Source organism: Mesorhizobium sp. M0058, from assembly GCF_040323095.1.
Taxonomy (GTDB): Bacteria; Pseudomonadota; Alphaproteobacteria; order Rhizobiales; family Rhizobiaceae; genus Mesorhizobium.
Map to the genome: position 1 here is coordinate 326,413 of NZ_JAMYUQ010000005.1, position 25,330 is coordinate 351,742.

At 62.4% G+C, this 25,330-nt stretch carries 22 protein-coding genes; 12 read left to right on the forward strand and 10 right to left on the reverse strand.

Going from position 1 to position 25,330, the window contains the following annotated elements; genetic code table 11:
* Window positions 1–2: 2 nt before the first annotated feature.
* From accC to NKJ75_RS11060, 5 genes are all read right to left on the reverse strand, one after another.
* Window positions 3–1,346, reverse strand: a complete 1,344-nt coding sequence (gene accC / locus NKJ75_RS11040; protein ID WP_023681497.1) for an acetyl-CoA carboxylase biotin carboxylase subunit — start codon at window positions 1,344–1,346, stop codon at window positions 3–5.
* Window positions 1,347–1,356: 10 nt separating this feature from the next.
* The gene (accB, locus tag NKJ75_RS11045; RefSeq protein WP_023681496.1) at window positions 1,357–1,821 is read right to left on the reverse strand and encodes an acetyl-CoA carboxylase biotin carboxyl carrier protein; all 465 of its coding nucleotides are present in this window, start codon (window positions 1,819–1,821) and stop codon (window positions 1,357–1,359) included.
* Window positions 1,822–1,847: 26 nt separating this feature from the next.
* A complete protein-coding gene (gene aroQ / locus NKJ75_RS11050) occupies window positions 1,848–2,282 on the reverse strand; it encodes a type II 3-dehydroquinate dehydratase (RefSeq protein ID WP_023667485.1) in 435 nt (144 codons plus the stop codon).
* Window positions 2,283–2,429: 147 nt separating this feature from the next.
* Window positions 2,430–3,233: a DsbA family protein gene (locus NKJ75_RS11055; protein ID WP_023667484.1), complete on the reverse strand. Its 804-nt coding sequence runs from the start codon at window positions 3,231–3,233 to the stop codon at window positions 2,430–2,432.
* Between the two features lie 58 nt (window positions 3,234–3,291).
* Window positions 3,292–4,704, reverse strand: coding sequence for a M48 family metalloprotease (locus NKJ75_RS11060; RefSeq protein ID WP_023691221.1), 1,413 nt, complete (start codon window positions 4,702–4,704; stop codon window positions 3,292–3,294).
* 152 nt (window positions 4,705–4,856) lie between these two features.
* Here NKJ75_RS11060 and NKJ75_RS11065 point away from each other — a divergent pair, with 152 nt between their 5' ends.
* Together NKJ75_RS11065 and NKJ75_RS11070 are read left to right on the forward strand one after the other, a co-directional pair.
* On the forward strand, window positions 4,857–6,029 hold the full coding sequence (locus NKJ75_RS11065) for a pyridoxal phosphate-dependent aminotransferase (protein WP_023725769.1): 1,173 nt from the start codon (window positions 4,857–4,859) through the stop codon (window positions 6,027–6,029).
* Window positions 6,016–6,945, forward strand: a complete 930-nt coding sequence (locus NKJ75_RS11070; protein WP_023691223.1) for a glutaminase — start codon at window positions 6,016–6,018, stop codon at window positions 6,943–6,945. Before NKJ75_RS11065 ends, NKJ75_RS11070 begins: the two co-directional genes overlap by 14 nt.
* Window positions 6,946–7,038: 93 nt before the next feature.
* Here the strand turns inward: NKJ75_RS11070 and NKJ75_RS11075 are convergent, their stop codons facing one another.
* A complete protein-coding gene (locus NKJ75_RS11075) occupies window positions 7,039–9,957 on the reverse strand; it encodes a ribonuclease E/G (protein WP_023691224.1) in 2,919 nt (972 codons plus the stop codon).
* Window positions 9,958–10,604: 647 nt separating this feature from the next.
* On the opposite strand from NKJ75_RS11075, the gene NKJ75_RS11080 reads away from it, so the two are divergent.
* From NKJ75_RS11080 to NKJ75_RS11100, 5 genes are all read left to right on the forward strand, one after another.
* Window positions 10,605–11,864: an N-acetylmuramoyl-L-alanine amidase gene (locus tag NKJ75_RS11080; RefSeq protein ID WP_023738932.1), complete on the forward strand. Its 1,260-nt coding sequence runs from the start codon at window positions 10,605–10,607 to the stop codon at window positions 11,862–11,864.
* 213 nt (window positions 11,865–12,077) lie between these two features.
* Window positions 12,078–14,534: a penicillin-binding protein 1A gene (locus NKJ75_RS11085; RefSeq protein ID WP_352499653.1), complete on the forward strand. Its 2,457-nt coding sequence runs from the start codon at window positions 12,078–12,080 to the stop codon at window positions 14,532–14,534.
* A 130-nt stretch (window positions 14,535–14,664) separates the two neighbouring features.
* Window positions 14,665–15,796 (forward strand): peptide chain release factor 2 gene (gene prfB / locus NKJ75_RS11090; RefSeq protein ID WP_155922402.1). Its coding sequence is split into 2 segments (ribosomal slippage): window positions 14,665–14,730 and window positions 14,732–15,796, totalling 1,131 coding nucleotides; the frame shifts between segments, so codons are not numbered across the junction.
* A 118-nt stretch (window positions 15,797–15,914) separates the two neighbouring features.
* A complete protein-coding gene (locus NKJ75_RS11095; protein ID WP_023691227.1) occupies window positions 15,915–16,334 on the forward strand; it encodes a GFA family protein in 420 nt (139 codons plus the stop codon).
* A 287-nt stretch (window positions 16,335–16,621) separates the two neighbouring features.
* Window positions 16,622–17,020, forward strand: coding sequence for a hypothetical protein (locus NKJ75_RS11100; RefSeq protein WP_023729805.1), 399 nt, complete (start codon window positions 16,622–16,624; stop codon window positions 17,018–17,020).
* 47 nt (window positions 17,021–17,067) lie between these two features.
* Here NKJ75_RS11100 and NKJ75_RS11105 read toward each other — a convergent pair whose 3' ends face one another.
* A complete protein-coding gene (locus NKJ75_RS11105) occupies window positions 17,068–17,937 on the reverse strand; it encodes an NmrA/HSCARG family protein (protein ID WP_023833717.1) in 870 nt (289 codons plus the stop codon).
* 103 nt (window positions 17,938–18,040) lie between these two features.
* Between NKJ75_RS11105 and NKJ75_RS11110 the strand changes: the two genes are divergently transcribed.
* The 4 genes from NKJ75_RS11110 (at window position 18,041) to NKJ75_RS11125 (ending at window position 21,090) form a co-directional block, all read left to right on the forward strand.
* Complete coding sequence (locus tag NKJ75_RS11110; protein WP_023681487.1) at window positions 18,041–18,931, forward strand: LysR family transcriptional regulator; 891 nt, start codon at window positions 18,041–18,043, stop codon at window positions 18,929–18,931.
* A 146-nt stretch (window positions 18,932–19,077) separates the two neighbouring features.
* Window positions 19,078–19,446, forward strand: coding sequence for a GFA family protein (locus NKJ75_RS11115; protein WP_023667471.1), 369 nt, complete (start codon window positions 19,078–19,080; stop codon window positions 19,444–19,446).
* Between the two features lie 149 nt (window positions 19,447–19,595).
* On the forward strand, window positions 19,596–20,246 hold the full coding sequence (locus tag NKJ75_RS11120) for a YiaD family glycine zipper/OmpA-like lipoprotein (protein WP_023667470.1): 651 nt from the start codon (window positions 19,596–19,598) through the stop codon (window positions 20,244–20,246).
* Between the two features lie 235 nt (window positions 20,247–20,481).
* Window positions 20,482–21,090 (forward strand): hypothetical protein, encoded by a 609-nt coding sequence (locus NKJ75_RS11125; protein WP_352499671.1) that lies wholly within the window; start codon window positions 20,482–20,484, stop codon window positions 21,088–21,090.
* 237 nt (window positions 21,091–21,327) lie between these two features.
* Here NKJ75_RS11125 and NKJ75_RS11130 read toward each other — a convergent pair whose 3' ends face one another.
* A complete protein-coding gene (locus NKJ75_RS11130; protein ID WP_023667468.1) occupies window positions 21,328–21,597 on the reverse strand; it encodes a DUF2798 domain-containing protein in 270 nt (89 codons plus the stop codon).
* A gap of 47 nt (window positions 21,598–21,644) precedes the next feature.
* The gene (locus NKJ75_RS11135; RefSeq protein ID WP_023702467.1) at window positions 21,645–22,529 is read right to left on the reverse strand and encodes an NmrA/HSCARG family protein; all 885 of its coding nucleotides are present in this window, start codon (window positions 22,527–22,529) and stop codon (window positions 21,645–21,647) included.
* 117 nt (window positions 22,530–22,646) lie between these two features.
* Here NKJ75_RS11135 and NKJ75_RS11140 point away from each other — a divergent pair, with 117 nt between their 5' ends.
* Window positions 22,647–23,540, forward strand: coding sequence for a LysR family transcriptional regulator (locus tag NKJ75_RS11140; RefSeq protein ID WP_023833715.1), 894 nt, complete (start codon window positions 22,647–22,649; stop codon window positions 23,538–23,540).
* A 168-nt stretch (window positions 23,541–23,708) separates the two neighbouring features.
* Here NKJ75_RS11140 and NKJ75_RS11145 read toward each other — a convergent pair whose 3' ends face one another.
* Window positions 23,709–25,322 carry a DEAD/DEAH box helicase gene (locus tag NKJ75_RS11145; protein ID WP_352499654.1) on the reverse strand — a complete coding sequence of 538 codons (1,614 nt, stop codon included), beginning with the start codon at window positions 25,320–25,322 and terminating at the stop codon, window positions 23,709–23,711.
* Window positions 25,323–25,330: the final 8 nt, after the last annotated feature.

Consider the following 25,330-nt stretch of genomic DNA (forward strand, 5'->3'; position numbering starts at 1 on the left):
CGCTATTCCTCTTTGGCCAGATACTTTTCCAGCCAGTGGATGTCGTAGTCGCCATTGGCGATATCGGCATTGCCGACCAGGTCGCGAAACAGCGGCAGCGTCGTCTTGATGCCGTCGACGACGAACTCGTCGAGCGCCCGGCGCAGCCGCATCATGCATTCGACGCGGTTGCGGCCGTGCACGATCAGCTTGCCGATCAGGCTGTCATAATAGGGCGGGATCTTGTAGCCGGAATAGACACCGGAATCGACGCGGATGCCGAGACCGCCAGGCGTATGGAAATGCGTAATCGTGCCGGGCGAAGGCGTGAAGGTGCGCGGGTCCTCGGCATTAATGCGGCATTCTATGGCGTGGCCGTTGAACTTGATGTCCTCCTGGCGCACCGAAAGCCCGCCGCCGGAGGCGACGCGGATCTGTTCGTGGACGAGATCGATGCCGGTGATCGCCTCCGTTACCGGATGCTCGACCTGCAGCCGCGTGTTCATCTCGATGAAGTAGAACTCGCCATTCTCGTACAGGAATTCGATGGTGCCTGCGCCGGAGTAGCCGAGGTCGGCGATGGCCTTGGCACAGATATTGCCGATGCGGGCGCGCTCCTCGGCGTTGAGGGCCGGCGAGGGCGCCTCTTCCCAGACTTTCTGGTGGCGGCGTTGCAGCGAACAGTCGCGCTCGCCGAAATGCACGCCGCGGCCGGCGCCGTCGCCGAATACCTGCACCTCGATGTGGCGCGGCTTTTCCAGGTATTTCTCGATGTAGACGGCATCGTCGCCGAAGGCCGCGCCGGCCTCCGTGCTGGCTGTCTGCAAGGCGATCTCGAGATCGGCTTCGGTAAGGGCGACCTTCATACCGCGCCCGCCACCGCCTGCCGAAGCCTTGATGATCACGGGATAGCCGATCTCGGCGGCAATGCGCCTGGCTTCCTTCTGGTCGGTGACGGCGCCGTCGGAGCCCGGCACAACCGGAATGCCGAGCCGCTTTGCCGTGCGCTTGGCCTCGATCTTGTCGCCCATGATGCGGATATGGTCGCCCGACGGACCGATGAAGGTGATGTTGTGGGCGGCGAGAATGTCGGCGAACTTGGCGTTTTCCGACAGGAAGCCATAGCCCGGATGCACGGCATCGGCGCCTGTGATCTCGCAGGCTGCGACGATCTGGTGGATGTTGAGATAGCTGTCGCGCGACGGCGGCGGACCGATGCACACGCTTTCGTCGGCGAGCCTGACATGCATGGCGTCAGCGTCGGCGGTCGAATGCACGACCACGGTCTGGATGCCGAGTTCCTTGCAGGCGCGCAGCACCCGAAGCGCGATTTCGCCGCGGTTGGCGATGAGGATCTTCTGGAACATCCGGCCCGCTCTACTCGATCACGACGAGCGGCATGCCGTACTCGACCGGCTGGCCGTCCTCGAACAGGATCGCCGTCACCGTGCCGGCGCGCGGCGAAGGGATCTGGTTCATCGTCTTCATCGCTTCGATGATCAGCAGCGTCTGGCCTTCCTTGACCTTCTGGCCGACTTCGATGAAGGCCTTGGCGTCGGGCGAGGGCGCGAGATAGGCGGTGCCGACCATCGGCGAGGGGACCGCGTTCTTGGACGGGTCGGCCACTGCTGGTGCGGCAGCCGCGCCCGCCGCGGGCTGCTGCGCTGCCGGAGCATAACCGGCCTGCGGGGCGGCGATGGCGTGGACGGCCGGCGCCTGGCGCGACACGCGCACCTTCAGGTCGCCGAGCTCGACTTCGATCTCGGTGAGATTGGTGTCGTTCAGTATGCCCGCGAGATCGCGGATCAGTTGCTGGTCAACACCGGTCTTCTTTATCGACATTTTCGAGCCTTCTGTTTGTGGGCCGGTCATAGGCGTGCCGCCAGCGCCTGCAGCGCCAGCGAGTAGCCAAGCGGCCCGAACCCGCAGATCATGCCGACAGCGACCGGCGCGACCATGGAGACGTGGCGGAATGGTTCCCGCGCGTGGATGTTGGAGAGGTGAACTTCGGCGACGGGCAGCGGCGCGACAGCGCGGATGGCGTCGTGAATGGCAATCGAGGTGTGGCTGTAGGCACCCGGATTGATGACGATGCCGGCTGCCTTGTCGCCGGCTTCCTGGATCCAGTCGACGAGGTCGCCCTCATGGTTCGACTGGCGAAAATCAATCTCGAGGCCAAGGGCGGCGCCCGCCTGCTTACAGTCGTCGGCGATCGCGGCAAGCGTCTTGCCGCCATAGATGCCCGGCTCGCGCTTGCCGAGCGCGTTCAGGTTGGGGCCGTTCAGGACGAAAATCGTTTTCAAAAATGCCGACCTTTTCCGACGCCGGCCTCAAGCCGGCGCGCAGGGCCTTCTATAATGGGCATAGCCGCCCGCGGAAAGAGCACAAGTGCGATCTTTCACTGTCCACAACAGGCGGAAATGTGCCCGTGAGAAGGCTCGCGTGCAAGATCAGAGCGCGGCTTTCGCCGCCTCGATCTTTTCGGCCAGCACTTCCTGGCCGAGCGCGCCGAACACCACTTCATTGCCGACGACATAGGACGGCGTTCCGGTGATGGCCAGCTTGTTGGCGAGGTCGAAGGTCTTGGAGAAGGCCTCGGTGATGGTCGGGTCCTTCATCTTCTCGCGCAATTTCGCCTCATCGGCGCCTAGCGACAGCGCAACCTTGATGGCCGCCGCCTCGGTGGCGCGGCCCTGGCCGCCGAGCAGGGCGTTGTGGAACTCGCCGTATTTCTCCGGATGCATCAGGTGGAAAGCCATCGAGACGACGCTGGCCTTTTGCGAATCCGGCCCGAGGATCGGGAATTCCTTGAGCACGAAGCGCAGCTCCGGATCGGCCTTTGTCAGAGCCTGCATGTCGTCGATGGCGCGTTTGCAGAAGCCGCAATTGTAGTCGTAGAATTCGACGATGGTGACCTTGCCCTTCGGATTGCCGACGACGCCGTCGAAGGTCGAGTTGAAAATCTCGGACTTGGCCTTCTCGATGACGCCGAGGCTGGCTATGCGCTGCTCTTCCTTCTGCTTGGCCTCGAGCGCCTCCTGCACTTCGAGCAGCACTTCGGGGTTCTTCAGGAGATAGTCGCGGATAATGCCCTCGACCTCAGTGCGATCGATCTTGGTGTCGGCAGAGGCGGTCTGCACGGTCTGCGCCGTGCCGGCCTTGGCCACCTGCGGACTGCCGGCGACGAACCCGAAAGCGAGCATGGCAAGAGCAGCCGCCACTCCCGTCGTGCCGAGCAATATTGCCTTGTTCATCGTCTCATCCTCTTTACCGGTTCCGGTCTATCCTAGTCGCCGCGGGCGACCGGAAGGTTCATTTCTTGAGTTTGCCTGAAGGGTTGTAGTTTATGATGTCCTGCGCCCGAATCCAGCCGGGCTCGCCGCGCTTCAAGTCTTTTTGCGCGCGCATGGCGAAAATTTTCGCATTCGTGTAATCGCCGGAATAAAAGTGGCCCTCGGCGGTGGCGAGTTCCGCCGCCGGAATGTTGCCAAGCTCGCCATAGGCCTGGGCGAGATAGCGGTATCCGACCGTGTTTTCCTTGTCGCGCCCGAGACCGTTGTTGATCTGCACCACCGCCTTCTTCAGCGAGTCGGGCGTGCCGATGGCCATCAGCGCCTGGCCGAGGGAAACGGGCAACAGGCCCGACCTCACCGGATCGAGGCTGACCGCCTTGGCATAGGCGTCCGCGGCGTCCTTGGGCTTGTTGGCCTTCATCAGTATGTCGCCGCGCATTTCCTGGAAGTAGGGGTTCTTCGGCTGTTCCTTGATCAATGCATTGGCCTTGGTCAGTGCTGCACCCAGATTGCCGTAGAGATAGGCCATCTGCGCTTCGCCATAGCGCGAGGCGAGGCTGCCCGGGGCCTTGCGGATCAGCCGCGTGGCGGCGGCCTGGCCGCCCATATAGGCGGCGATCTTGATGCGCATCATGTCGTGCCGCTGCTGCAGTGCCGGCGGATCGACCTTGTCGACGTTAGGGCTCTGCTTGACCAGCACTTCGAGATTGGCGATGCGCTCCTGCGGCATCGGGTGGCTGATGCGGTAGGGATCGACCTGCGTGCCGGAAAGCGACAGCGCGCTCTGGAAGCGGGCGAAGGTCTTCAGCATGCCCATGCCGGACTGGCCGGTGGCATTGAGATAGGTGATGGCAGAGCGGTCGGCGGTCGACTCTTCGGTGCGCTGGTAGGCAAGAATGCTGCGCTGCGCCATCTCGCCGCCGCCCGCAGCCACGCCCATGCCGGCGCCGGCAAGGCCGCGGCTGTTGGTGGTGGCGCCGGCAACGATGGCGCCGGCGCCAAGCAGCGTGGCGATGATGGCCATGGTCTTGGCGCGCTCGAGCTGGTCGCGCAATTTCTGCTGATGGCCGCCGGCGATGTGGCCGGCCTCGTGGGCGATGACGCCGATGATCTCGTTGGGCGTTTCGGCCTGCATCAGCGCGCCGGTGTTGATGAACAGCCGGCGCCCGGTAACGAAGGCGTTGAAGCTCTGATCGTTGACCAGAACGATATCGACACCGTCATTGGCAAGACCGGCCGCCTTGAAGATCGGCCGCGCATAGTCGCGCACCAGCGCCTCGATCTCGGCATCGCGCACGACCGGCACCGCCTGCGCGAAGGCCGTCACCGAGCCGGTGACAGCGACGGCGGCGGCAAGCAAAAGCGTCGCGAAGCCGCGCGCTGTCTTCCCGATGGAAGATTTGGACATCGTCGATTTGGGTCGGCTCAGCATGAGGTCCACTGGTAAACGAGCGGGCGAACGATGAAAAGTCACGGCACCGAAACTAGGCGAACTTGTGATCCTCACATCAATCGGGCATTTGTGCGGCGCTGCCGCCGGTTGATGGCTTTGAGCGGCGGGCCGGACGGAAAGATTGAGGTCAAATGGTAGTTTCGCTGTCGCGCCGCGGTGAAGTCGAGCCGTTTCACGCCATGGACATTCTGGCCGAAGCCAACCGGCTGAAGGCGACGGGCGTGCCTGTCGTGTCCATGGCCGTCGGCCAGCCATCCGATCCGGCGCCCGTGGGCGTGAGGGAAGCAGCCGCAAATGCGCTGAGGATCGGACGCATCGGCTATACCGACACGCTCGGTCTGGCGGATCTGCGTAAGGCGATCGCGACGCATTGTGGCGACCATTACGGGATCGATGTCGCGCCGAACCGGATCGCCGTGACCACGGGATCGTCGGCCGCCTTCAATCTGGCATTCCTGGCGATGTTCGATCCCGGCGACCGCGTCGCCATCGCAGCACCCGGCTATCCGGCCTACCGCAACATCATGGCCGCGCTCGGTATCCAGATCGTCGAGATCGAGCTCGGCAGCGACGCCTATCTTCATGCCGAACATTTGAAATCGGCGCACCGGGAAAAACCGCTGAAGGGCGTGTTGTTCGCCAGCCCGGCCAATCCGACAGGTGCGGTCATTCCCGTCGACGAGTTGTCGGCACTGGTGAGGACAGCCGAAGAACTCGGCATCGCGGTGATATCGGACGAAATTTATCACCGGCTGGCCTATGCCGCGCCCGACACCACGGCGCTGGCCCATGGCTCAGGCGTGACGGTGATCAATTCCTTCTCGAAATATTATTGCATGACCGGATGGCGCATCGGCTGGATGGTGCTGCCGGAAGCTCTGGTGAGGCCGATCGAGCGCATCGCCCAGAGCCTCTACATCTCGCCGCCGGAACTGTCGCAGATCGCGGCGATCGAAGCCTTCAAGGCGACGCAAGAGCTGGAAGCGGTAAAGGCGCGCTACGCCTGGAACCGCGAGCTGTTGATGCGGCGCCTGCCGGAACTCGGATTTCCCTTGGCGGCGCCGATGGACGGCGCCTTCTACGCTTTCTGCGATGTTACCCGGCATACCAATGACAGCATGGCCTTTGCGCGCAAGATGCTGGCCGGGGCGCATGTGGCGGCGACGCCCGGCCGCGATTTCGATCCACTTCAGGGCCACCGCACGATGCGCTTTTCCTATGCCGGCAGCCATGACGACATGGTCGAGGCGATGGCGCGCATCGAGCGCTGGCTGAAAAGCGGGGACGAGCATGCCGGATCTTGAACAAGCGCTGGCCGATGTCGCCGCCGAGATGGCCGAGCGCACCGATTGCGGTGACGTCGCCACCTACATTCCGCAGCTCGGCAAGGTCGATCCGAAGAAATTCGGCATTGCCGCCGTGACCAATGACGGCCGCGTGCTGGTCGCCGGCGACGCCGACCAGGCGTTTTCGATCCAGTCCATCTCCAAGGTGTTTACGCTTACGTTGGCGCTCGGCAATGTCGGCGACGCGCTGTGGCAGCGTGTCGGACGCGAGCCGTCGGGCAATCCGTTCAACTCGATCGTGCAACTCGAGCATGAGAACGGCATTCCGCGCAATCCGTTCATCAATGCCGGCGCCATCGTCGTGTCCGACATACTGCTTGCCGGCCACCAGCCGCGCGAGGCGATCGGCGAAATCCTGCGCTTCATCCAGTTCCTTGCCGATGACGAAACCATCATCATCGACCGCGAGGTCGCGGCTTCCGAACGCGCCACCGGCTATCGCAACTTCGCGCTTGCCAACTACATGAAATCCTTCGGCAATCTCAACCATGCACCGGAGCTGGCGCTGGGCGTGTACTTCCACCATTGCGCCATCGCAATGAGCTGCCGGCAATTGGCGCTGGCCGGCCGCTTCCTCGCCAATGGCGGCAGAAACCCGGCAACCGGGCACTCCGTGGTGTCTGCCGAGCGGGCGCGGCGCATCGGCGCCATGATGCTGACCTGCGGCCACTATGACGGTTCCGGCGATTTCGCCTTCCGTGTCGGCATTCCCGGCAAAAGCGGCGTCGGCGGTGGCATATTGGGGATCGTGCCGGGTGTTGCTTCGCTCGCCGTATGGTCGCCGGGCTTGAACGCCAACGGCAATTCCAAGCTGGGGTCGATCGCCTTGGAAAAACTGGCCAGGATGATGAACTGGTCGATTTTCGCCCCCTGACGCCTTCCGTCATTCGTGCATGCAAAAATCCCGCGCCGTGGTTTGAACGGCGCGGGATTTTTGTCAGGAACCTATCTTAATCGGCTGAATAGCTTAGAAAAAGCCCTTCCGCTGCCACCAGCCGGCGCGCTTCGGCTTTTCCTCGGCCTTTGCCTCGTCGGCAACGCTGGAGGAAACCACCGGCACCGCGGAGGTATCCGCGGCCACGGCTTTGCGCCGTGACGGGCGAGCCTTGGCGGGCTCGTCGTCGACGGTCGTTTCCGTGGCGGCATCGGCCGCAGCGGGGGCGGCAGCTTCGACGGCAGCTTCCGGTGCAGCCTCGGCCGCCGTCTCATCGGCGACTTCCACCACAGCCTTCTTTGCCCTTGAAGCGCGCTTCTTCTTCGGCTTTTCGGCTGGAGCGTCGTCGTTCGCCGCGGCGGGAGCCGCCGCTTCTTCAACCGCTACGGCTGCTACGGGCTCGCTTGCGGCCGTTCCGACTTCAGCGGCCTCGGCCACCGAGGCGGTTTCGCCGGCTTCGGTCTCCGTGCCGTCTTCGCGACGATTGCGCTTGCCGCCGCGCTTGCCGCGACGGCGCTTCTTGCCCTGGGCGTCATCTGATGCTTCCACCGTTTCGACGGCGCCAACCTGGGCTTCGTCTTGCTGTGTTGCATCGTCATCGCCTGGTTCAGCGGCAAAGTCGTCGCTTGCCGCCGAAACCGAAGCACCTTCGGCGCCATGCTCGCGATCGCCATGTTCGCGTTCGCGATCCTTGCCGCCGCGCCGCCTGCGGCGCTTGCGACGCTTGCGGTCGCGGCCTTCGCCGTCCTCAGCCGATCTCGGCTGCTGCTGCTGCGATTGCGGCTGCGCCTGGCGCGGCTGCTCGGCCTGTACCACAACCTCGTCGTCTTCCTCCTCGATGACGATCTCGTCCTCGGGCTCTTCCGGCTCGACATAGGCCGGGAAGGTTCGCGCTTCGACAAAGCCTTCCGGCTTTTCGGCAATGGCGCCGCGGAAGATCGCGTAGTGCTGCACACCGACCGTATCATCGGCCTCGACGGTGATGGTCAGGCCAAAGCGGCTTTCGAGTTCCACCAGCGTGCCGCGCTTGTGGTTGAGCACATAGAGAGCGGTCGCCGCCGGGGTCCGCACCGTGATGTGGCTGCGCGAATCCTTGAGCAGGAATTCCTCGATCGCCCGCACCACCATCAGCGCCACCGACGAATCGGAGCGCACATGGCCAGTGCCGCCGCAATGAGGGCACGGCTTCATGGTTGATTCCAGCACGCTGGCGCGGATGCGCTGGCGCGACATCTCCATCAGGCCGAAATGCGAGATGCGGCCGACTTGGATGCGGGCTCGGTCGTTCTTGAGGTGATCCTTCAGCCGCTTCTCGACGGAGCGGTTGTTGCGGTTCTCCTCCATGTCGATGAAGTCGATGACGATCAGGCCGGCGAGATCGCGCAGCCTTAATTGCCTGGCGACTTCTTCCGCCGCTTCAAGGTTGGTGTGGAGAGCGGTGTCCTCGATCGAGTGCTCCTTGGTGGAGCGGCCCGAATTGACGTCGATGGCGACCAGCGCCTCGGTCTGGTTGATGATGATGTAGCCGCCGCTCTTCAGCGTCACCTGCGGCTGCAGCATGCGGTCGAGCTGCGCCTCGATCCCGTTGCGCACGAAGATCGGCGTCGTGTCGCGGAACGGCTGAACCACCTTGGCGTGGCTCGGCATCAGCATGCGCATGAAATCCTTGGCCTCGCGGTAGCCTTCCTCGCCGGAGACAAGAATCTCGTCAATATCCTTGTTGTAGAGGTCGCGCACCGAGCGCTTGATCAGGCTGCCTTCCTCATAGACGAGGGCAGGGGCGGTGGATTGCAGCGTCAGATTGCGGACGTTTTCCCAAAGCCGCATCAGATATTCGTAGTCGCGCTTGATTTCCGCCTTGGTGCGGCTTTCGCCGGCGGTGCGCAGGATGACGCCCATGCCCTGCGGCACTTCGAGATCGGCAACGACCTCCTTGAGGCGCTTGCGGTCGACCGCACTGGTGATCTTGCGCGAAATGCCGCCGCCGCGTGCGGTGTTGGGCATCAGCACGGAATAGCGGCCGGCAAGCGACAGATAGGTGGTGAGTGCAGCGCCCTTGTTGCCGCGCTCTTCCTTGACCACCTGCACCAGCAGGATCTGCCGGCGCTTGATGACTTCCTGAATCTTGTACTGGCGGCGCACCGGCTTGCGGCGGCTGCGCACCTCTTCCAGCGCATCCTCGGCGCCTACGGATTCGATCTCGTGGTCGTCCGGATGCGAGGACTGCACCTCTTCCAGCATGCCGCGATCATTGTCCTCGGAGGTGGCTTCGCCACTTGCCTCGCTGGACGACCTTTCGTCACCCGGCTCCGCCGCAGGGACAGCTTCGGAGATCACATCCGCTTCGACGCTTGCCGCGATCGATGTCGGGCCGCCTTCCGACGGTTCGGTCCCGGATGTCTCGGCGTCGGAGGCTTCGCTGTCGCCATGCCCGGCATGATCGTCATGCCCGGCGGTATTGGCCGCGGCATGCTCGGAAGCAGGCGCTTCGGAGACGGCATCGCTGCCGGCATCGCCATGTTCGCCGTTTTCATCATCGGCGCCGGCGTCGCGCTTGTGTTCGCCGCGCTCACGACCCTTGCCGCCGCGCCGGCGGCCGCGCCGGCCGCGATCGCGACTCTGGCGGTCGTCGCCGTCATTGTCCTCGTTCTCCTCGTCCTCGGCTTCCTGCGCTTCAGCGCGCAGCAAAGCCTGACGATCGGCGACCGGGATCTGGTAATAGTCGGGGTGAATTTCACTGAAGGCGAGGAAACCGTGACGGTTGCCGCCATATTCGACAAAGGCTGCCTGAAGGGAAGGTTCGACGCGCGTTACGCGGGCGAGATAGATGTTTCCTTTGAGCTGCTTCTTGTCCTGAGATTCAAAGTCGAATTCTTCAATACGGTTACCGCGGATAACGACAACGCGTGTTTCCTCCGGGTGGGAGGCGTCTATCAGCATTTTGTTGGGCATTATTTCGTTTCCTCCCGGCAGCCGTCAGCCGCAGCTTGCGAGGCAAAGCCCGCTGCTGCGTGTCTGGGATGTGGGTGCCGGATGTCTGAATGTCCGCCGGACGCCGCTTGAGCGCCATGGCGGTGCCGCCCGCAGCCACAATGGCGCGGTTTGATGCGGACCTTTCCATGATTGCGCTTGAAGCCATCGTCACCAGCAGAACCTTTTGAACCAAAGCCCGGACGAACCGGACCAGCTTGTTTGCTCATACAGAGCCGGCACGGGAACAAACCCGGCCGTTTTCCTCACGCAGGCGATTCCCCCGCCACGGGCGCACACCTGCGAAATTCGTCGCGATCACCTGAAGCCTTTTCGCTGGAGCGAAAGGAGCCGCCTTTCATCTGACCTGTAGCAGGAAGCTGCGGGAGAAGCGGTTCCAGGATTGCAGTGATCCACCATCGCTTTTATGATTTGACGGGGTGGAAGGCAACCCCGATTTCGGATGCCGGCGAAAAGCAGTGCCGTAACGGAAGCACAGGCCTTAATCCTCAATGAAAAGGCTTGGTTAACCTTCTCTGGATACCAATCGTTAATCGAGTCTGCGGCCTGACCGGCATTTCGACCAACCACGCGGGCGCAAGCGCCAAATCGGGAGCGACTGCAAAGAAATGGGACTGGCGGGCATCACAGACAAGGGCCATGGCCGTGCAGGCCGTTTCCTGCGCGCTGCCGGTGTGCTGTTGCTGCTGGCGCTTTGCCTTGCTTTTGCGCCGGTTTCACGCGCCGCCGATGCGCCACTCGGCGCCACCGCCTACAAGATGGCCGGCGACGCAACCAAGATGCGCATCGTCATCGATTTCGACCGCGAGCCCGACATCAAATGGTTCCTGCTGCGCGGCCCCAACCGGCTGGTCGTGGACCTGCCGCGCACCCGATTCGCCATTGGCGCGAAGGACGCCAAGGCCCGCGGCCTGGTCAAAGCGGTGCGTTATGGCGATCAGGGCGAGGGATCGCGGCTGATCCTGACCGGCAAGGGGCCGTTCTCGGTCGACAAGCTCGAGGTGCTCAAGAACGAGGACGGCGCAGGCTATCGCATCGCCATCGACATGTCGGCAGCCTCCGACCGCGAGTTCGACGAAGCCCTTGCCAACCAGGCGCTGACCACCGGCTCGACCGTCTCCACCGACAAGGGCTCCAGGGTCGGCACAGGGCCGATCTCCAATCCCGGGCATCGCTTCACCATCGTCATCGATCCCGGCCATGGCGGCATCGACGGTGGCGCCGAAGGCCTCAACGGCACCATCGAGAAAAACGTGACGCTGGCCTTCGCCACCGAATTGCGCGACAAACTCGCCGCCGTCGCCAACTACGACGTGTTCATGACGCGCGATACCGACGAGTTCCTGCGGCTCGATGACCGCGTGCGCATCGCCCGGCAGCACGAGGCCGACCTTTTGATCTCGATCCATGCCGACACGATCAGCGTCAAGGGTATCAGAGGCGCCACCGTCTATACCGTCTCCGACAAGGCGTCCGATCCGCAAGCGCAGGCGCTTGCCGACCGTGAAAACCTCTCCGACCAGTTCGCCGGCATGGTGATCAAGGACGACAACAAGGAAGTCACCGACATACTGATCGACCTGATCCGCCGCGAGACGCATAATTTCTCGATGAGCTTTGCCCACACTCTGGTCGGCCAGTTGTCCACCAGCGTTGGCCTGATCAATAATCCGCAGCGTTCGGCCGGCTTCAAAGTGCTGAAAGCGCCCGATGTGCCGTCGGTGCTGGTGGAACTTGGCTATCTCTCCAACGCCAAGGATGAAGCGCAACTGCTCGACGCCGACTGGCGCGGCAAGGCGGCGCAGAGCATCACCAACGCCGTCGCCCTGTTTGCCTCCGCCAAGATGGGAACGGGAACCGGAGGCTGAGATGGTCGCCGCCGCCCACGACCGGAGGCAGCGTTGCACGACGACAACACCAGGCGCTTTTATTTCAGGTGGGGGATGCCTAAACCGGGCACTGCCGTATTTTGCCCACATGGTGGCGACATGGGTTTTCCATCACGGATCGGGACAGTTGCGAAGGCTTGCGCGAAAGGCGGCTTCGTCTAGGAAATTCCCGGACCTCGGACTGGAGCGGGCATGATTCGTCTTATCGGCTATTTCTTTGGTATCGGCACGACGCTGGCGCTTATCGTCGCCGCGGGCGTGGCGATATACATCAGCCATCTGTCGAAAGACCTGCCCGACTACGAGGTTCTGGCCAAGTACGAGCCGCCGGTGACGACCCGCATCCATGCTTCCGACGGCTCGCTGATGGCCGAATATGCGCGCGAACGGCGGCTCTATCTGCCGATCCAGGCGGTTCCGGACCGGGTCAAGGCGGCGTTCCTGTCGGCCGAGGACAAGAATTTCTACAACCATCCCGGCATCGACATCACCGGGCTTGGCCGCGCCATCTACGTCAACCTGCAGAATCTGGGTTCGGGCAGGCGCCAGGTCGGCGCCTCGACCATCACCCAGCAGGTGGCGAAGAACTTCCTCTTGTCCTCGGACCAGACCTACGAGCGCAAGATCAAGGAGATGATCCTGGCCTTCCGCATCGAGCAGGCTTATTCAAAGGACCGCATCCTTGAGCTCTATCTCAACGAAATCTTCTTCGGTTTCGGCGCCTATGGCGTTGCGGGCGCGGCACTGACCTATTTCGACAAGTCGGTCAACGAACTCACCGTCGCGGAAGCCGCCTATCTGGCGTCGTTGCCGAAGGGGCCCAACAACTACCATCCCTTCAAGCATGCCGACCGCGCCATCGAGCGCCGCAACTGGGTCATCGACCAGATGGTCGAGAACGGCTACGTGACGCGCGAGGAAGGCGACAAGGCAAAGGTCGAGCCGCTCGGCGTGACGCCGCGTCGCAATGGCTCCTATCTGTTTGCGGGTGAATATTTCACCGAGGAAGTGCGCCGCCAGATCATCTCGCGCTATGGCGAGAACGCGCTCTATGAGGGCGGCCTTTCGGTGCGCACGACGCTCGATCCGAAGATCCAGCTCATCGCCCGCAAGTCGATGCAGAACGGCTTGCTCAAATACGACACGCTGCGCGGCTATCGCGGACCGGTGACGCATATCGATGCTTCCGGCGACTGGGGCGTGGCGCTGGGCAACGTCAAGGGGCTGGAAGACGTGCCGGAATGGTCGCTTGCCGTCGTGCTCGACAGCTCGGCGACCGGCCTTTCCATCGGCCTGCAGCCGACGCGGCAGATTTCGGGCGATATCGTCAAGGAACGCGTCGAAGGCGCCGTCAGCAAGGAAGACATGAGCTTTGCCATGCGCCATGTGGTCGATGGCAAGACGGTCAAGGCCAAGTCTCCGGCCGATGTACTGCAGCCCGGCGACGTCATCTTCGTGCAGAAGAACGAAGGGTCGGAAGGCGCCTACACGTTGCGCCAGGTGCCGGAAGTGGAGGGCGGCCTGATCGCCATGGATCCACATACCGGCCGCGTGCTGGCCATGGTCGGCGGCTTCTCCTATGCTCAGTCGGAGTTCAACCGCGCCACGCAGGCGATGCGCCAGCCGGGATCGTCCTTCAAGCCGATCGTCTATTCGGCCGCGCTCGACAATGGCTATACGCCGGCCTCTGTGATCATGGACGGACCGATCACCATCCAGAGCGGCACCACGACCTGGACGCCGAAGAACTATGACGGCACGGTGGCCGGTCCCGCGACCTTGCGCTCCGGCATCGAAAAGTCGCGCAATTTGATGACGGTGCGGCTCGCCAACGACATGGGCATGAAGCTGGTGGTGGAATATGCCGAGAGGTTCGGCGTCTACGACCATCTGGCGCCGTATCTGCCTATGGCGCTGGGCTCCGGCGAGACGACGGTGATGCGCATGGTGTCGGCCTATTCGATCATGGCCAATGGCGGCAAGTCGATCAAACCCTCGCTCATCGACCGCATCCAGGACCGCTACGGCAAGACCGTGTTCAAGCAGGACGAGCGCGGCTGCGAAGGCTGCAATGCGCCCGAATGGAACAACCAGCCCGAACCGGAACTGGTCGACAATTCCGAGCAGGTGCTCGATCCGATGACCGCCTACCAGATCACCTCGATGATGGAAGGCGTGGTCCAGCGCGGCACCGGCGCCACCATCGCCGAGCTTGGCCGCCACATCGCCGGCAAGACCGGAACGACCAATGACGAGAAAGACGCCTGGTTCATCGGCTATACGCCGAACCTCGTCGTCGGCCTCTACATGGGTTACGACACGCCGCGCGGTCTCGGCCATGGCGCCACCGGCGGTGGTCTGGCGGCGCCTATCTTCAAGGACTTCATGCGCGTTGCGCTGGACGGCACGCCCAATGTCGACTTCAAGGTGCCGGAAGGCATGAACCTGGTCGCGATCAACCGCAAGACCGGCATGCGTGCCGCGTCGGACGATCCCGGCACCATCATCGAAGCCTTCAAGCCCGGCACCGGCCCGGCCGACAGCTATTGGGTGATCGGCATGGGCGCCGACGGGTCCAACGGCGCCGGCGGACCGCTATCGCCGCAGGCTACGGAAGCCATCCAGGCACCCGGCGGCGGGCTTTACTGACGACCTGATTTCTTAAGCTGAATGGGCTGGCTTGTTGAGCCGGCCCATTTCGCTTTACAGGCAGCAATGCCGTGCCTATGTATCGCGCCGACCCAAGCGCCACTTCGAAAACAGGACAGAACAACCAGCCATGCGCGCGGAAACGCAGAATATTGTCGACGAGATCAGGCAGGCGATCACCCTGCTGAGGAGGCATCTTTGACTGGGATCAGGCCATAAAACGGCTTGAATACCTGAACGTGCGCGCCGAGGATTCCAGCCTCTGGAATGATCCGCTGGAAGCGCAGAAGCTGATGCGCGAGCGCCAGGGCCTCGAAGACGGGATCGCCGGCGTCAAAAGCCTGACTCAGGCGCTGGAAGACAATATCGGCCTGATCGAACTGGGTGAGGAAGAGGGCGACCAGAGCGTGATCGCCGAGGCGGAAGCAGCCCTCCGCTCGATGCAGGGCGAGGCCAAGGCCCGCCAGGTCGAGACGCTGCTGTCGGGCGAGGCCGACGCCAACGACACCTATCTCGAAGTCCATGCCGGCGCCGGCGGCACCGAGAGCCAGGACTGGGCCTCGATGCTTCTGCGCATGTACACGCGCTGGGCCGAGCGTCGCCGTTTCAAGGTCGAAGTGCTGGAAGTCCATGACGGCGAAGAGGCCGGCATCAAGTCCGCCACGCTCCTGATCAAGGGCCACAATGCCTATGGCTGGCTGAAGACCGAGTCGGGCGTTCATCGCCTGGTCCGCATTTCACCCTATGACAGCAATGCGCGCCGCCACACGTCCTTCTCCAGCGTCTGGGTCTACCCGGTCGTCGATGACAGGATCGAGATCGACGTCTCGGAATCGGATGTACGCATCGACACCTACCGCTCATCCGGTTCGGGCGGCCAGCACGTCAACACCACGGACTCGGCGGTTCGCATCACCCATATCGCCACCGGCATCGCGGTTGCCTGCCAGGCCGAACGCTCGCAGCACAAGAACAAGGCGAAGGCCTGGGAAATGCTGCGCTCGCGCCTTTACGAGGAAGAGCTGAAGAAGCGCGAAGCGGTGGCCAATGCCACAGAAGCGTCGAAGAGCGACATCGGCTGGGGTCACCAGATCCGTTCCTATGTGCTGCAGCCCTACCAGTTGGTGAAGGACCTGCGCACCGGCGTCGAGAGCACCAGCCCGTCGAGCGTGCTCGACGGCGACCTCGACGACTTCATGGAAGCTTCGTTGTCGCAGCGCATCGAGGGCGGTGCCGGTGAAGCCGTGGCCGACCTCGACTAGGATATGTCCATATTCAGGTGAGGCCGGCCTGCGAATGGCTGATTCCTGCGCTTCCGCCACTTTCGACTCGGCTGACTTGAATAAGAACATCCCTGGGCGGGGGAGCGAAGGAGGAACCATGACTCGCAGGCTCACCGGCAAATGCTTTTGCGGCGCGGTCCAGTATGAAGTGGCGGACGAGTTCGTCTATGCCGCCAACTGCCATTGTTCGAACTGCCGGCGCACCACAGGTTCCGCCTTCAAGCCCTTCGCCGGCATCGAGCGCGAGAAACTTGCCCTTGCCGAAGGGCATCACGGGCTCATCCATTTCGGCGATGACAGCGGCCACGATGCGCATTGCAGCCGCTGCGGCTCGTTGCTGTATTCGCTGGTCCGCGACGGCGCCTATGTCCATGTCGCCATGGGCACGCTGGTCGACGATCCGACGATCCGGCCGACCGCGCACATCTTCGTCGGCTCCAAAGCGCCATGGTTCACCATCGCCGACGACTTGCCGCAATATGAAGGGCATGTGATCGCCGGTCCAGGCGACGTATAGGCTGGAACCACATACGGCCAATCCCGTTGTTTCGTTGCCCGTCTGCCGGGATTTGAGCCTGGCCTTGGATCTCGTCAGCGGTTGCAGATAGCGGCGTAGATGTGCGGCCTCGCGCAGCAACTTCTTGCGCCGGCCAAGGAATCAGCCCAGCATCCGAGGGCTGGAAGAGAAAAAGCATTTATGGCCGGACGCGGCATATCTGCGACCTGACGATCCGGCCACTGGGAAGACACGTTCCGGGAACGGGCAAGCGAAACGCTTGATGCTCGTTTGAAAGGAACGCTTCCATGTCTGCTGCCACTCTCCGATCGGCCAGAGCCGTTCAACCGGCTGGCCGACTCCTGTTTTCAATGTTCGTGACCCCGATCTTTGCCATCGCGATGCTTGCGATGGCGGTGCTGACCGCACCCGCCTTCGCCCATGACGCCAAGCCCACGGCGGCGAAGCCGCAAGGCTGGAGTTATCCCTTCGCCTGCTGTGCAAACTACGACTGCCGCACCACCCATACCGGCGAGGTGCTGGAAAAGCCGGAGGGCTATGTCATCGCCGGAACGGGGGAGGTCGTTCCGATGAGCGACAAGCGGGTCAAGGACTCACCCGACGGCGATTTCCACTGGTGCGCGCACCAGGCCGGCCTCGACGCAGGCAAGACGATCTGCCTGTTCGTGCCACCGCGTTCCTACTGAGTTCTGTTGGCAGTTCTCATCGGACCTTGGTGCTGAAGGCGCTTGCGTCAGACGGCAGCAGCGAGTGCTGAGGCGAAGTCGCGATACGGCCGCAGTGGGCGACCCAGAAGTGCCGTCAGGCGCTCGACGTCGCCGGCCTCGGGCAGCATCCCGTCGGTGAAGAAGCGCTCGCCCATCAGGCGCATGTCGTAGGCCATCCAGGCGGGCAGGAACTGCTTGAGATTTTGCTCAAAACCCTCCGTATTGTCGCCGCTGTAGCTGATCGGGCGGGCGAGTACGTCTGACCAGATTGCGGCAATGTCCGTCCCGGTCAATGTCTGCGGACCGACGAGGTTGATCCTCTCGAACGCAAGCGGCTCCTTGGACCGTTCGCGACGCAGCAGCTCAAGAGCGGCGATCTCGGCGATATCGCGGGCATCGATCATGGCGAGACCCTTGGGGCCGATCGGCATTGGGTAGGTGCCGTAGCCGGTGATGACGTCTTCGACCGTCAGATCGTTCTGGATGAAGTAGGCCGGGCGCAAGATCGTAGCTTTGAAGTCCATCTGCTCGATCATTCGCTCGACGCCGAACTTACCCGCGAAATGCGGCACGTTCACATAGACGTCAGCGTGGATCACCGAGAGATAGACGATCCGCTCGATGCCGGCCGATCGGGCGACGTTCAAGGCGATCAAAGCCTGGGTGAATTCGTCCGGCACCACGGCGTTCAAGAGAAACAGCGTGGAAACGCCAGACATGGCTTTGCGCAGCGAATCGACATCGAGAAAGTCGCCTTGCACGACCGATACGCCTGCCGGAAAACTGGCTTTCGACGGATCGCGCACGAGAGCACGCACATCGGCGCCGCGCTTGGCGAGCTGTTCGACGACTTGGCGGCCGATATTGCCGGTGGCGCCGGTAACGAGAATGGTCATGGAATTTCTCCTATTGGGTTGCTTGACAGTCCCAATATGTGTGGCTCAAAAAGAGCCCAGTAGACGGCAATTTTAGACACGTCGTCTCACTGGTGGGACAGTCATGGATCTTTTAGCCCTTGCCGATTTTAACCTCGTGGCTCGCCATGGCGGCTTCGGCAAAGCGGCAAGGTCCACCGGCCGGCCCAAGGCAACGTTGTCCCGGCGCGTTGGCGAATTGGAAAGCAGTCTCGATCTGCGTCTGTTCGAACGGGGTGCGCGTAACCTGAAGCTGACCGAAGAAGGACGGGCGCTCTTCGAGCGGACGGGGGCGTTGCTTGCCGAGCTGGACGAGACGGCATCGGCGATTGCCTCGGGCGGTCAGAGACCCAAGGGCAGATTGCGGATCAGCGCGCCTTTGCATTTTTCGCAGACTGCAATGGGGAGGATCGCTGCGGGATTTGCCCTGAGGTATCCTGAGGTGAGGCTTGAAGTGACCACCGAAGACCGGCATGTCGATATGATCGAGGAAGGCTACGATCTGGTAATCCGGGTCAATCCGGATCCCGATGAAAGCCTGGTCGGACGGGCGTTTCTCCGCGACCGCCTGGTCGTTGTGGCGAGCCCGGACCTTCCTCGCCCGGCCGATGGGCTCGCCGCTCCTGGCGTTGCGCGCGGGACAGGCGAGCGGCAAACATGGCAGGTGAAGACACCAGGTGGCCGGGCAACACTTAGAATCGAGCCGGTCCTCGCCTTGTCGACGCTCATCATGGTCCGGGATGCGGTGCGAGCCGGCATCGGCGCAGGACGGCTTCCCATTTCGTTGGTGGCCCACGACCTGGCTGACGGCACACTGGTGAATTGGGGGGATATCGACGGCCCCGAAATTTCTCTATGGACGCTCTACCCGTCGCGGCGGCTGCTCAGCGCGCGCGTGTCGGCGTTCCTGGATTTTCTGAAACAGGCTTTCCCAAACGGGACGCCGGACGAACTGGCCGCCTATATCGGCAGGTGACGACGATTGGGAGGTGACGACGGGTCCGCTTCGGCCAGAGCGCCGCTCGGCTCGATCGATCAGAGCCTGCTGACAGACAGTTGTCAGGAGCCTTCCTTTATGGTGCCTTGCCGCATGGGTGGCGGCAACGGAGAGGAAAGCTTTTCATGACCATCAAGGCCAGCTGTCATTGTAAGGCGACGACGTTCGAGGTTTCGCAGGCGCCCGAGACGGTAACACAATGCACCTGCTCGTTCTGCTCCAAGCGCGGTTCGCTGTGGGCTTACTACGTTCCGTCGCAATTCAAGCTCACCAGCTCGCCGGAAAACGTTTCCTTCTATCAATGGGGATCGAAGACCGTCAAACACGGGTTTTGCGCCATTTGCGGCTGCGGCACCTTCACCGAAACGCCGGACTGGTCAACCGGCAAACCGGACTTCGACAATCCCAAGATATCAGTCAATTCGCGGCTGTTCGACGATTTCGACCTCGATAAGGTCGAGGTGGTCGTCATTGACGGCAAGAACCTCTGGTAGGCCAGCACCAGCCACCGAAGCGGAAGAGTGGCGCGAGCGGGGAAAAGCCGCTTTCGCCGCTCGGTTTTTCGCCGCATTTCATGTTACAAGACCCGAGAAGGGCTTATATGCGCGAGCGCAAAGGCCGCGCTTTGGAGAGGGACGATTCTATGAAAAAGACTGTGCTCGTCGCCGTTGCGACGGCTGTGCTGGTGAGTGCCTGCACCACGACCGATCCGTACACCGGCGAGCAGAAGGTTTCGAACACCGCAGCCGGCGCCGGCCTTGGTGCCCTGGCGGGCGCGGGCCTCGGCCTGCTTGCCGGCGGCAATGACCGCCGCAACGCGCTGATCGGCGCCGGTATCGGCGCGCTGGCCGGCGGCGCCATCGGCGCGACCATGGACCAGAACGAGGCTGAACTGCGCCGCCAGCTCGAAGGCACCGGCGTCAGCGTCACCCGCACCGGCGACCAGATCATCCTCAACATGCCGTCCGACATTACTTTCAACGTCGACCAGGATGCGGTGAAGCCTGGCTTCTACCAGGTGCTGAACTCGGTTGCGCTGGTGCTGAAGAAGTTCAAGCAGACCACGGTCGACGTGTTCGGCCACACCGATTCGACCGGCGGCGACGAACACAATTTCGATCTGTCGCAGCGCCGTGCATTGGCGGTCGCCAACTATCTCTCGGGCCAAGGTGTCGATTCGCGCCGCTTCGCCGTCACCGGTTTCGGCAAGACCCGTCCGATCGCGTCCAATGGAACGGCGGCCGGCCGTGCGCAGAACCGGCGCGTCGAGATCCAGCTTTCGCCGCTGACCTGATCAGGTCGGCATCGAAACGCGAAGGCGGCCCCGCAAGGGCCGCTTTCTTTTTGGGCTCCTGTGGTCCGCCAAAAGGTCTAATGCATTAGAGATTTCTAATAATCCCTTTCCGGAGACCTTGGAAGGGATTAGCATTGGTGCGGTTCCAGAGGGGATGGGGCGATACAAACGGCCGCGCAGTCACTTAGTCGGCCCCGGTCCTGCACGGCCAGATAAGGAAATCTGGGAGGAATGCATGACAAGAACAGCTCGTCTTGGGCGTTGCGGCGTCCTCATTTTGACAGGTCTGGTCTCAGCTTGGTGCGCAGCCGCCACGGCTCGAGCCGAGGACGCCAACAAAGCCGACATCGAAGCTTTGAAGAAATCGCTCGCCAAATATGAGGACTACACGGTCGCCGTCCGCGACCTTTATCTGTCGACTGTCGGGTGTGTCTATTACAGCGGGGACAGGATCGAGGGCGCACTGGACTATCCGAAGGGCGCTATGGGCATCCATTTCGTCAACGTTCCGAGTGTCGGTCAGAAACTCGATCCGATGCGCCCCAATGTGCTGATCTACGAGCCGACCAAGAAAGGCTTGAAATTGGTTGGCGTGGAATGGCTGATGCCCCTGACGCCAGACACCAAGGAACCTCCAAAACTATTTGGCCAGACCTTCATGGGACCGATGGAAGGGCACTATCCGCTCATTCCGAGGGAGTTCGTCCACTACGACCTTCATGCCTGGCTGTTCAGAGACAATCCGAACGGCATGTTCAGTCCGACCAACCCGAACGTGAAATGCAGCAAGGCAGAGTTTCCGATGCTGGAAAAACCGACCAAGATGATGCCCGGCCCGATGTGACGGACGGGCCAGGATAGGAGCTTGCCAAGAGTGCAAGCCGGCCGGCTGCCATTTGAGGGCGCTCGGGATCAGGCTCGGAGGACGATCGGCATGAGGGCTGGCGCGCATGAAGGCTGCCCGCATGAAGACAGGTATCTGGTCGCGGAACCCGACAATGGCGCTGCGAGCCGTCAGTCGAAGGTAGAAGCGGCCCGCAAGGGCCGTTTTGCTTGGCATATCGGCCCCTGTAATCAAGGCCTACGAGGTCGGCTGATCGACAATTGCCGCAACGATACGGCGCACGATCGGCAAGACCAGCAGCAGACTTGGAAAGCCCACTAGCCATGATGCTCCCCATGCATACGGCCAGGTCGCCACGAAACCGGTTGTCCAGCCCGCATTGATCAGCGTCGCTACCGCGGAAACAATGCACGACATCAGGATGGAAAGAACGAATGGCATCACCAGCGCATTGTAAGAGGCCGGTAGCTTTCTCGATTTCAAAACCTTGTGGGATGACGGTCGCATCACCTATCTCCTTCTCGAAAAGTGAAAGTATGCGCGGCTGGGCGCAGTCAGGCGGCCTGCGCCATTTGCTGGGCCAGGTTCCGAATAAAGCCGCGCAACGAACGCGGTTCGCGGCCCAGGGCGGCGCGCAATGTCAGACTGTTTCCGCCAAGGCCATAGTGGGCATAGTGGGCGTATATTTTGGCCAGCACCTGCATTTGGCGGTCATTGTAGGGAAGGCGTGCCTCGGCCGCCCACTCGCCAAATGTCGGCTCACCAGAAGAGATGGGTCGGCCAAGTTCCTCACTCATCATCGCAACGATGTCTTCCCGGCTGTGCATGCCGTCAGCGCACAGATCGAGGGTCGCGTAGGACAATCGCGCTTCGGTTAGGGCGATCGCCGCCACCTCAGCGACGTCGCGGTAGTCGACGCGGGCCAGCTTCGCCGTCTTTGGAAACGGTTCCGAGAAAACACCATGTTCAACGACGGACGGCCAGGCCGCTGCGAGGTTCTGCATGAAATTGGCAGGGTGCAGAATCGTATATTCCATCGTCGTCGAGTAGAGAGCAGCCTCGACAGGCACCTTGCTGGCATGGTTCTTCAGTCGCGTATTGGTAGGCTGGATCACCGACGAGAAGACGAACTTTCGAACTCCTGCTCGCGTGGCGGCCTCAACCATGGCAACGCCCATGGCTGCTTCATCGGGAGCAAAAGCCGGCCCAATGTGAAAGACGCCGTCGACGCCCTCGACCGCCCTTTCGAGGCTCTGACGATTTCGCAAATCTCCTGTCGCAACCTCGGATGCCCCTAGCTTCCGGGCCTTTTCGGCATTCGCAGGGTCGCGAACGAGCGCTCGAACATTGGCATTGCGGCGGACAAGTTCAGGCACGACAAGTCCCGCAACTCGGCCTGTGGCACCAACGACCAGAACAGTTGGATTGGCTACTTGCATGACGATTTCCTTCCATCAAGCCTGTCCTCGCGGGACAACTTGCAGAGGTACGACGTCGCAAGTGTCGTTACAATTACCCGTTTTTGCGATATATTATGTCGAATGTCGGGAGAATGCATGAGCCGGATGGACGATTTCGAGGCTTTCATCGCGATCGTCGAGCATGGAAGTCTGACGACTGCCGCACATCGGCTGAACCGCTCGCTGCAGTCGGTCAGCCGGTCCCTGGCGGCACTGGAGCAATCAGTCGGCGTCGAGCTGATCCACAGGACAACGCGTCGCTCGACACCGAGTGAAGTCGGAGCAGCCTTTTTCAACCGGATCAAACCCGCGGTCGACGACATAAACGACGCAAGACTTCAGGCGATCAATCAACGATCGGAGCCGGCAGGCGTCCTGCGCATCGGGGCGCCGGTTCTGTTTGGCCCGAACGTCCTGATGCCTGTCATCGCGGAATACATGCGGACATTTCCCCGGGTCGAGGTCGATCTTCAACTTTCCGATGGATTTGCCGATCTTGGCGCCGAAGGTCTCGACCTGGCAATACGCATCGGCGATTTGCCGGATTCCAACTTGAAAGCCAAACGCCTGGGAGCGTTGCGGCGCGTTGTGTTCGGCGCGCCTTCCTATTTCGCGCGGTGCGACCGGCCGGCCCATCCCTTCCAGCTGAGTGAGCACAGTTGCATCATCAGAACCGCTAACGAGCGTCCAGGTGAATGGACGTTTCAGATCGACGGGAAACCCCGGACCGTGAAGGTCGCAGGCGCTTTTCGCTCCAATCTGATGACCTCGGTCTATGCCGCCGCAATCCACGGACTGGGTTTGGGCTTCTCGCCTCTGTGGCAGATAACACATTTGGTTGACGACGGTCTCGTCGAACTGGTTTTGACGGAATTCGAGCCGGCACCGGTGCCGATCCATGCCTTGTGGCAGGAAGGCCGGTCATCTTCGGCCAAGGTTCGGGCATTTTTGGATTTATTGGCATCCCGCCTGGAATTGAAAAGCCTGTAGCATCGACGGGCTATTTAAGCCCTCCAGGCCGGAAGCGATCGGGTAGATCGAGCCTGTCCTTGCGATTACCGCGCATGGCGCCGACTGATCCTGGAGCGGGCTCCAGATCTCACATCCCCGTCGCGTCCAGGCAAGCCGCGCGTCCTCGGGACGCCGCGGCTCATGGGATCAGACCTTGGCGACGATCTTCATGAAGGCCGGCATGTCGTCGCCGAAGCCGACGGTGCCGTCATTGTCTTCACCGCGGTTGTTGCCGCGGGCAGGGCGGCTGTTGCTGGCGCGCTGCGGCCTTGTGTCGCCGCGTTCCGGGGCGCGGTTCTCGTTGTTGCGATCGGAGACCTTGCGGTCGCTGTTTTCGGAGCGGATCGCTTCCTTGCGCTGATGCCGTTCGCCGATGTCGGCGACCGCGGCCTCGGCTACCACCGGCTGTTCCTCGCGCGCGGCATCTGCCGCTGGCGCGTCGTCGCTGCGCTTGGCATGGCGTTCGCGCGGCTTGCGCTCGCCACCGTCCTTGCGATCATGGACCTTGCGGTCCTCGTCCTTGCGGCCGGCGCGGCGCGGAGCGCCACGGCCACGGCGGGGCGCTTCGTCCTCGCCGCCTTCGCTGGCGACCACGGTCGACAGGTCGCCGTCATGCCACTCGATCTTGTTGCCGATCAGCCGCTCGATGGCGTCGATGTATTTGGTGTCGGACTTGGTGGCGATGGTGAAGGATTTGCCCGAGCGTCCGGCGCGGCCGGTGCGGCCGATGCGGTGGACATAGTCTTCGGCGTGGATCGGCACGTCGTAGTTGAAGACGTGGCTGACGTCGGGAATGTCGAGGCCGCGCGCGGCGACGTCGGACGCCACGAGATAGCGCAATTTGCCATCGCGGAAATTGGCCAGCATCTGCATGCGGGCGCGCTGGTCCATGTCGCCATGCAGGGCGCCGGCGTCGAAATCATACTTCAGCAGCGAGCGGAACAGCTCCGCGACCTCGACCTTGCGGTTGCAGAAAATGATAGCGTTCTTCAGCTCGGCGTCTTCGGCCTTTATCAGATTGCGAAGCGTCTCGCGCTTGTCCCACGGCTTGGAGCCGGACTTGACCAGGCGCTGGATGATGTTGGTGGCAGCGGATGCCGCCTTGGACACCTCGACGCGCACCGGCGCATGCAGGAACTTCTCGGTGAGCTTGGTGATCTCCGGCGGCATGGTCGCTGAGAAGAACAGCGTCTGCCTGGTGAACGGGATCATCTCGCAGATGCGCTCGATGTCGGGGATGAAGCCCATGTCCAGCATGCGGTCGGCCTCGTCGATGACGAGGATCTCGACGCCGTTGAGCAACAGCTTGCCGCGCTCGCGGTGATCGAGCAGACGGCCGGGCGTGGCGATCAGCACGTCGGCGCCGCGCTCCAGCTTCTTGTCCTGCTCGTCGAAGGAGACGCCGCCGATCAGCAGCGCGATGTTGAGCTTGTGGTTCTTGCCGTATCTGATGAAATTCTCTTCGACCTGCGCGGCGAGCTCGCGCGTCGGCTCGAGGATCAGCGTGCGCGGCATGCGGGCACGGGCCCTGCCTTTTTCGAGGCGGGTCAGCATCGGCAGCACGAAGGAAGCCGTCTTGCCGGTGCCGGTCTGTGCTATGCCCAGAATATCCTTGCCGAGCAAGGCATGCGGGATGGCGCCAGCCTGGATCGGCGTCGGCACGGTGTAGCCCGCATCGGTGACTGCGGAAAGGACCTTGGGCGACAGGCCGAGGTCTGAAAAGGTCAACGCTTCTGGAGCGGTCGTGGTGTCTGAGGACAAGAGTTGCT